9 protein-coding genes and 1 pseudogene are annotated in these 6,458 nt (G+C 73.1%); 2 read left to right on the top strand and 8 right to left on the bottom strand.

Features of this window, described 5'->3' with window-relative positions:
* Window positions 1-35: 35 nt before the first annotated feature.
* On the top strand, window positions 36-1,529 hold the full coding sequence (locus ACWC91_RS21875; RefSeq protein ID WP_450644188.1) for a phosphatase PAP2 family protein: 1,494 nt from the start codon (window positions 36-38) through the stop codon (window positions 1,527-1,529).
* Between the two features lie 126 nt (window positions 1,530-1,655).
* The gene (locus ACWC91_RS21880; protein ID WP_450644190.1) at window positions 1,656-2,474 is read left to right on the top strand and encodes a class I SAM-dependent methyltransferase; all 819 of its coding nucleotides are present in this window, start codon (window positions 1,656-1,658) and stop codon (window positions 2,472-2,474) included.
* 51 nt (window positions 2,475-2,525) lie between these two features.
* Here the strand turns inward: ACWC91_RS21880 and ACWC91_RS21885 are convergent, their stop codons facing one another.
* From ACWC91_RS21885 to ACWC91_RS21920, 8 genes and pseudogenes are all read right to left on the bottom strand, one after another.
* Window positions 2,526-2,807 (bottom strand): gas vesicle protein K, encoded by a 282-nt coding sequence (locus ACWC91_RS21885; RefSeq protein ID WP_225079626.1) that lies wholly within the window; start codon window positions 2,805-2,807, stop codon window positions 2,526-2,528.
* Window positions 2,808-2,809: 2 nt separating this feature from the next.
* Complete coding sequence (locus tag ACWC91_RS21890) at window positions 2,810-2,992, bottom strand: gas vesicle protein (RefSeq protein WP_141356740.1); 183 nt, start codon at window positions 2,990-2,992, stop codon at window positions 2,810-2,812.
* Complete coding sequence (locus ACWC91_RS21895) at window positions 2,989-3,750, bottom strand: GvpL/GvpF family gas vesicle protein (protein ID WP_225079625.1); 762 nt, start codon at window positions 3,748-3,750, stop codon at window positions 2,989-2,991. The genes ACWC91_RS21890 and ACWC91_RS21895 overlap by 4 nt, the downstream gene beginning before the upstream one ends.
* Complete coding sequence (gvpJ, locus tag ACWC91_RS21900) at window positions 3,747-4,133, bottom strand: gas vesicle protein (RefSeq protein WP_225079624.1); 387 nt, start codon at window positions 4,131-4,133, stop codon at window positions 3,747-3,749. Before gvpJ ends, ACWC91_RS21895 begins: the two co-directional genes overlap by 4 nt.
* Window positions 4,130-5,305 (bottom strand): SRPBCC family protein, encoded by a 1,176-nt coding sequence (locus ACWC91_RS21905; protein WP_450644193.1) that lies wholly within the window; start codon window positions 5,303-5,305, stop codon window positions 4,130-4,132. The genes gvpJ and ACWC91_RS21905 overlap by 4 nt, the downstream gene beginning before the upstream one ends.
* Window positions 5,302-6,075, bottom strand: a complete 774-nt coding sequence (locus ACWC91_RS21910; RefSeq protein ID WP_225079622.1) for a hypothetical protein — start codon at window positions 6,073-6,075, stop codon at window positions 5,302-5,304. The genes ACWC91_RS21905 and ACWC91_RS21910 overlap by 4 nt, the downstream gene beginning before the upstream one ends.
* On the bottom strand, window positions 6,072-6,359 hold the full coding sequence (locus ACWC91_RS21915; protein WP_281157660.1) for a gas vesicle protein GvpG: 288 nt from the start codon (window positions 6,357-6,359) through the stop codon (window positions 6,072-6,074). Before ACWC91_RS21915 ends, ACWC91_RS21910 begins: the two co-directional genes overlap by 4 nt.
* Window positions 6,360-6,363: 4 nt before the next feature.
* Window positions 6,364-6,458 (bottom strand): annotated as a pseudogene (locus ACWC91_RS21920) (GvpL/GvpF family gas vesicle protein); the annotation flags it as partial.

Below are 6,458 nucleotides of genomic sequence, written 5' to 3' on the forward strand. Positions count from 1 at the left end.
ACAAGAAACGGCGACTTCAGGGTAACGGTCCCCGTATGAGCCCAGACGTCGACCTCACCGTCCCGAAGACCGGCGCCCGCGCCGTCCTGAAGCGCCTGACGGCCCTGGACGGCCGGCTGTTCGAGTTCGCGGCCGAGCGCCGCTGGCCCGGTGCCGGACCCGTGCTGCCGAGGCTGAGCCGGGCCGCGAACCACGGCGTGCTGTGGTGCGCGGCGGCGGCCGCCATCGGCGCGAGCCGCACCCCGAGGGCCCGCCGGGCCGCCGTCCGCGGCCTGGCCTCCCTGAGCCTGGCGTCCCTGACCGTCAACACCCTGGGCAAACGCTCGGTGCGCCGCGACCGGCCGGTCCTGGACCCCGTCCCGATCATGCGGCGGCTCAAGCGGCAGCCGTTCACCACGTCCTTCCCGTCCGGGCACGCGGCGTCCGCGGCCGCCTTCGCGACCGGCGTCGCCCTGGAGTCCCCGGCCTGGGGGGCGGCGGTGGCCCCGGTCGCCGCGTCGGTGGCGCTCTCGCGCGTCTACACCGGCGTCCACTTCCCGAGCGACGTGCTGGCGGGTGCCGCACTGGGCGCGGGCGTCGCGTTCGCGGTACGCGCCCTGGTGCCCACCCGCGCCCAGACCGGCCCGCCGCCCCGCCCCCGCGCCGACCTGCCGGCGCTGCCCGGCGGCGCGGGCCTGGTACTGGTGGCCAACCGGGCCTCCGGCACCGCGGACCGCGCCGGCGCGCTGCGGGACGTACTGCCGGAGGCGGACGTCGTCGAGTGCGAGCCGGAGGAGGTCCGGGCCGAGCTGGAGAAGGCGGCGGACCGCGCCCGGGTGCTCGGGGTGTGCGGCGGCGACGGCACCGTGAACGCGGCCGCCGAGATCGCCCTGCGCCGCGGCCTGCCGCTCGCGGTGCTGCCCGGCGGCACGCTGAACCACTTCGCCTACGACCTCGGCGTGGAGGACGCCCGGGCCCTCGGCCGGGCCCTGGAGCACGGTCACGGCGTGCGCGTGGACGTGGGCCACTTCCGCTCCGGGAGCAAGCGGGGCGTCTTCCTCAACACCTTCAGCCTCGGCCTGTACCCGGAGCTGGTGCGCGAGCGCGAGCGCTGGTCCGGCCGGATCGGCAGCTGGCCGGCCGGGGTGCTGGCGGCGCTGAACGTGCTGCGCGCCGACCGCCATCCGCTGCGGGCGGTGGTGCGGGGCCGCGCCCACCCGCTGTGGCTGCTGTTCGCCGGAAACGGGACGTACCACCGCATGGGGCTCGCGCCGGGCCGTCGGCTCGACCTGACGGACGGGAAGCTCGACGTCCGGGTGGTGCACGGGGGCCGCAGGCCGGCGCTGCGCCTGCTGTCCGCGGCCCTGGCCGGCCCGCTGACGCGGTCCCCCGCCCACGCCGCGGTCCAGGTGAGCCGGCTGCGCCTGACCGGTGTCGAGCCCGGCACACTGCTCGCCCACGACGGCGAGGTGATGGAGGCGGAGGACGAGCTGTGGCTGGAGAAGCTGCCCGAGGCGCTGGCGGTGTACCGGCCGCTGCCAGGAGACTGACCACCCGTCCACCGTCTGTCCGGATGCTGAAATCGGGGTCTCACCATCCGGCACGGAGGCGTACCGTGATCCGTACCGCCCGGGGCCGCGGGCCCACGGGGTCAGGGGACGAGAAGGGGTACAGCCATGCCGAAGCGGGAGACGGCCGTCTACACGCACGGGCACCACGAGTCCGTGCTGCGTTCGCACACCTGGCGCACCGCCGCCAACTCCGCGGCCTACCTGCTCGGCTCGCTCCGGCCGCACATGAAGATCCTCGACATCGGCTGCGGTCCCGGCACCATCACCGCCGACCTGGCGGCCCTCGTCCCCCAGGGGCACGTCACGGGTGTCGACCGGGCGCCCGGCGTCCTGGAGCAGGCCCGCGCCACGGCCGCCGGGCGCGGCCTGGCCAACGTCGACTTCGCGGTGGCCGACGTCCACGCCCTCGACCACCCCGACGACACGTTCTGCGTCGTCCACGCCCACCAGGTGCTCCAGCACGTGGGCGACCCCGTGCAGGCGCTGCGCGAGATGCGGCGGGTGACGAAGCCGGGCGGGTACGTCGCCGTCCGCGACGCGGACTACGCGGCGATGACCTGGCACCCGCGGGCGCCGGGGCTGGACGACTGGCTGGACCTGTACCGGCGGGTCGCGCGCGCCAACGGGGGCGAGCCGGACGCCGGACGCCGGCTGCGGTCCTGGGCGCTGGCGGCCGGCTTCACCGACGTCACGGCCACCTCCAGCACCTGGACCTACGCCACCGAGGACGAGCGCGCCTGGTGGAGCGGGCTCTGGGCCGACCGCACCGTGGCGTCGGCGTACGCCGAGCGCGCCGTCGCGGGCGGACACGCGACCGAGGATCGGTTGCGGGCCGTGTCGGCGGCGTGGCGGGAGTGGGGTGAGCGGCACGACGGCTGGTTCGCGGTCCTGCACGGGGAGATCCTGTGCCGCAAGGAAGGCTGATTCGGCAGCTCTCCCCGGACCTCTCCCCCGTTCCCTGTCGTTCGTGAGGCGTCACTCCCGGGGAAGCAGGGGTCCCAGCGGTCCGAGGTCCAGATTCAGGTCCTCGGGCCGCAGCCCGTAGCGGTCGCGCAGCTCGGCCATGCGGTCCTCCAGGAGCATGAGCGTGAGACCGATCCGCTCCTCCTGCTCCTCGCTCAGGTCCCCCTCGTCGAAGCGGCGCAGCGCCTGCCGCTCCATGAGCTGGCGCAGCAGTTCCACCACGGTGAGCACGAGTTTCACCAGGTCCCGCTCGACCGTGTCGGGCTCCAGATCCAGTCGCTTGCGCGGGGGCACGGCTACTCCTCGAAGGGCGACGGCACTTGGGCGTTCACCGAGCTGATCAGCGCGTTCAGGTCGATACGGACGAGGTCCACGTCGGCGATGCGCAGGGTGATGTCCCCGGTGATGACGACACCGCCGGCCAGCAGCCGGTCGAGCAGGTCGACCAGGGCGATCTCACGGCGTTCGACGACCGTCATGCCTCCTCCCCCGCGAAGGAGTACGCCGCCCAGGGCCCGGTGAGTTCCACGCGCAGCCCCGGCACGTCGTCCTTCGTGCGGTCCACGAGTTCCACGAACTCCTCGGAGTCGCCGCGCGGCACCAGGTAGGCGGCGTTGAGCACGTTCCGGCCCGCCGTGCCGCCGGAGAGGGCGGGGTGCTGCGGGGCGTGCAGCCGGGACTCCTCGGCGAAGGCCGAGAGCTGCTCGTGCAGCCGCGTCGCGAAGGTCTCCGCCTTCTGCCACAGGTCCTCGCCCGCCCGGGTCTGCTGCCGCCGCTGCCGCAGGTAGTCCCGGCCCGAGGCGGCCCTGGGCGCGGGCTGCGCGGCCTGCCGGGGCTGCTCGGTCTCGGCGTAGATCTTCACGCCCCACTCCACACGCCCTTCCAGCCGGTCCAGGGTGTGGCGGATGTGGTCCTCGCGGGCCTCGATCATGATGCGCACGGCGCTGTCGTCCCGGAAGACGGTGGCGAGCCTGAGCGGCAGCGGTGTGGTGACGACGGTCAGCGCGTCGATGACGCCCTGGTGGGCGCGGGCGGTGTCGGCGAGCCAGTCGAGGTCCTCCAGATGGGCGCGCAACGGCTCCTCGGCGAAGTCCCGCTCGGGCACCTCGCTGACGACGGCTACCAGGCCGTGGTGGTTGAGCTGCTTGGCCGGAGCGCCCGCCACCCCGGTCAGCTCCGCCTGGAGGGGCGCGCCGAGGGGCCGGCAGACGGCGTAGACGTACCGCAGTCCGGTCATGGTGCCTCCTTGCGGGCACGGTCCTGGTCCACGCGGCCCCGCTCCAGGCGGTCCGGCTCCGGTCGGCCGCGGTCCAGCTCCAGTTCCTCCAGCCGCGCCAGCCGCTCGCGCAGCTCCGCGTTCTCCCGGGCGAGTTCGTCGCGGCGGGCGCGGGACGAGAGCGCCGGGTCGCTCTCCCACCAGTCGATACCCATCTCCTTGGCCTTGTCGACCGAGGCGACGACGAGCCGGAGCTTGACGGTGAGCAGTTCGATGTCGAGCAGGTTGATGCGGATGTCGCCCGCGATGACGATGCCCTTGTCGAGCACGCGCTCGAGGATGTCGGCGAGGTTGGCCCCGCTGCTCGGGCCGTACGGTTCGGGCAGTCGGCTGGGCGTCGTCATCGGCGGCCCCCGCCCTCGGCGTACTCGTACTCGGGCTCCTCTTCTTCCTCGTCCTCGTCCTCGTAGTACTCGGGCTCTTCACCGTCCCCGGGCTCCCCGGGCTCGTACTCCTCGTCCGCCTCCGCCTCGGGCTCCTCCTCGGGCTCCTCCTCGTTCTCTGCCTCTTCGTACTCGCCGTTCCCCTCCTCGGCGTACGGGCCCTCCTCCTCGTTCTCCTCGTACGGCTGCTCCTCTTCCTGGTCCTCGTCCTCGTAGCCGTTCTCCTCCTCGGCCTCCTGCTCCTCCTCGGACACCGCGTCCTCGTGGCTGCGGACGACCTCGCCGTCGCGGATCTCGCCGCGCCAGCCCTCGTCGGCCTCACCCTTGAGGGTGATGAAGCGGGCGTAGTTCTTCAGGTCCAGCCGGGCGCGGCGGCCCTGGGCCCGCCAGATGTTGCCGGTCTTCTCGAACAATCCGCTCGGGTAGTACTCCATGACCAGCAGGACCCGGGTGAGGTTCTCTTCGAGACGGTGGAAGGAGACGACGCCCTTCGTGGTGCCCTTCGCGCCCTCCGACGTCCACTGGATGCGCTGGTCGGCCACCTGCTCGGTGGTGTGGGCCTTCCAGCTTCGGCTGGACCAGAACACCTTCAACTGCCAGTCGGAGGAGGTGTCGTCGGCGCGGCTCGCGCTCTTGACGCCCTTGGCGAAGGTGCTGAAGTCCTGGAACTGGGTCCACTGGTCGTAGGCGGTGCGCAGCGGCACGCCGACATCGACGGACTCGATGATGACGGTGGGCTTGTTGCCCCCGCCGCGCTTGCGCTTGCCCCCACCACCACCGAGGTTCTTCAGCGCGCCCATTACGCTGTCCTTGGCGCGGGAGGCGCCCAGCTCCAGGACCGAGCGCACCGGGCCCTTGCCCTCGGCGACCTTGCGTCCGGCGTCGAGGGCGAGCTTGACGAAGCCCGGGCTGTTGCCCTCGGCAATGTCGTTGAGCATGCCGGTGGTCTCGCCGAGCTTGCGGCCGAAGCCGACCAGGAGCCGCTGGGCCTGGGCGCCGAGGTAGTCCTGCACCTCGGCCTTGAGCCGGTCGGCGGCCTCGCTGTGGGCGAGGTCGCTCAGCGGGCTTTCCTTCACCGCGCCGCGCGCCGCGCCGCCGGCGGCGGAGGTCGCGGATCCGAGGGCCTCGGTCATCGGTCACCACCACCCTTCGGCCGCCGGGAGCGGGCGGCGCGGGTCGCGCCGCCGGCCGCGGCCGTCCTCTTCGCGGCCGTCCTTCCGGCCGCGGTCTTCTTCGCCGCCGTCTTCTTGGCGGGAGCCTTCTTCGCGGCGGCCCTCTTCGTGGGGGCCTTCTTGGCAGGGGCCTTCTTCGCCGCCTCCTTCCGGGCCGGTGCACCCGCCGGCGCCTTCTCGGCGGCCTTCTTCGGCGGCGCCTTCTTCGCCGGCCCCTTCTTCGCGGGGGCCTTCTCGGCGCCTTCCTCGCGGGCCGCTCCGCCCCGGTCCTCGGTCTCGCCCCGGGACTCCCCCTCGGCCTCGCGGCCCTCCCCCCGGTCCTCGTACTCGTCCTCGTACTCGTCCGGGTACGCGTCCTCCTCGGTCTCCTCGTCTGCGTCCTCGGTCTCCTCGTCTGCGCCGGGCTGCGGCACGACGCCCGCGAGGTCGTCGCGGATCTGCGCGGTCCGCCCGTGCAGCCGGTCGGCGAGCGCGGTCATCTGCCGTTCGGCCATGGCCCCCGAAGCCGCCTTGCCCACGCCCTTCAGGTCCTCGCGCAGCTGGTCGCCGATCTCCTTGAGCTGCGGGTTGTTCATCAGCTGCTGGTTGACCAGCTGCGCGATCCCGCTCGGACCGAGGTTCAGCTTCTTTCCGGCCACCAGGCTGCCCAGTGTGAGGGCGAGTTTCGCCTTCTTCGTCCGTCCCAGGAGGTAACCGGCCCCTATCGCGAGGCCGAGTCCCACTTTGTTCATCGTGCCGTCCCCTCGCCTGTTCCCTCGCCTGTTCCCTCGCCTGTCCCCGTGCCTGAGCGCAGGCCGGTCTCCAGCCGGTCGAGAAGCTCGTCCTCCCTGCGGTCGAACTCCTCGGCGCTGATCTCACCGGCTTCCAACTGCTCTTCCAGCCGGGCGAGTTCGGCCTGCACCGTGGCCGGGTCGTAGTAGATGCGCTCGGCCTCGCGCAGTACCTGCCGGATCGCCCACGCGCTTCCGCGCGCCGGCGCGAACGGCAGCAGCAGCACTTCGGAGATGAGTCCCATGACGTCACTCCGCTCCTGTGTCGGCTCCGGCCGTGGTGCTGGCGGGTTCGGCGGGGCCGGGTTCGACGAAGCTGTAGGGCGGCAGGGGGCCGTTGACCC

The organism is Streptomyces sp. NPDC001204, from assembly GCF_053598035.1.

Coding starts and splice junctions, on each gene's coding strand:
- gvpJ (WP_225079624.1), bottom strand. CDS start 4,133: ATGACGACGCCCAGCCGACTGCCCGAACCGTACGGCCCGAGCAGCGGG.
- ACWC91_RS21915 (WP_281157660.1), bottom strand. CDS start 6,359: ATGGGACTCATCTCCGAAGTGCTGCTGCTGCCGTTCGCGCCGGCGCGC.
- ACWC91_RS21905 (WP_450644193.1), bottom strand. CDS start 5,305: ATGACCGAGGCCCTCGGATCCGCGACCTCCGCCGCCGGCGGCGCGGCG.
- ACWC91_RS21880 (WP_450644190.1), top strand. CDS start 1,656: ATGCCGAAGCGGGAGACGGCCGTCTACACGCACGGGCACCACGAGTCC.
- ACWC91_RS21890 (WP_141356740.1), bottom strand. CDS start 2,992: ATGACGGTCGTCGAACGCCGTGAGATCGCCCTGGTCGACCTGCTCGAC.
- ACWC91_RS21895 (WP_225079625.1), bottom strand. CDS start 3,750: ATGACCGGACTGCGGTACGTCTACGCCGTCTGCCGGCCCCTCGGCGCG.
- ACWC91_RS21910 (WP_225079622.1), bottom strand. CDS start 6,075: ATGAACAAAGTGGGACTCGGCCTCGCGATAGGGGCCGGTTACCTCCTG.
- ACWC91_RS21875 (WP_450644188.1), top strand. CDS start 36: ATGAGCCCAGACGTCGACCTCACCGTCCCGAAGACCGGCGCCCGCGCC.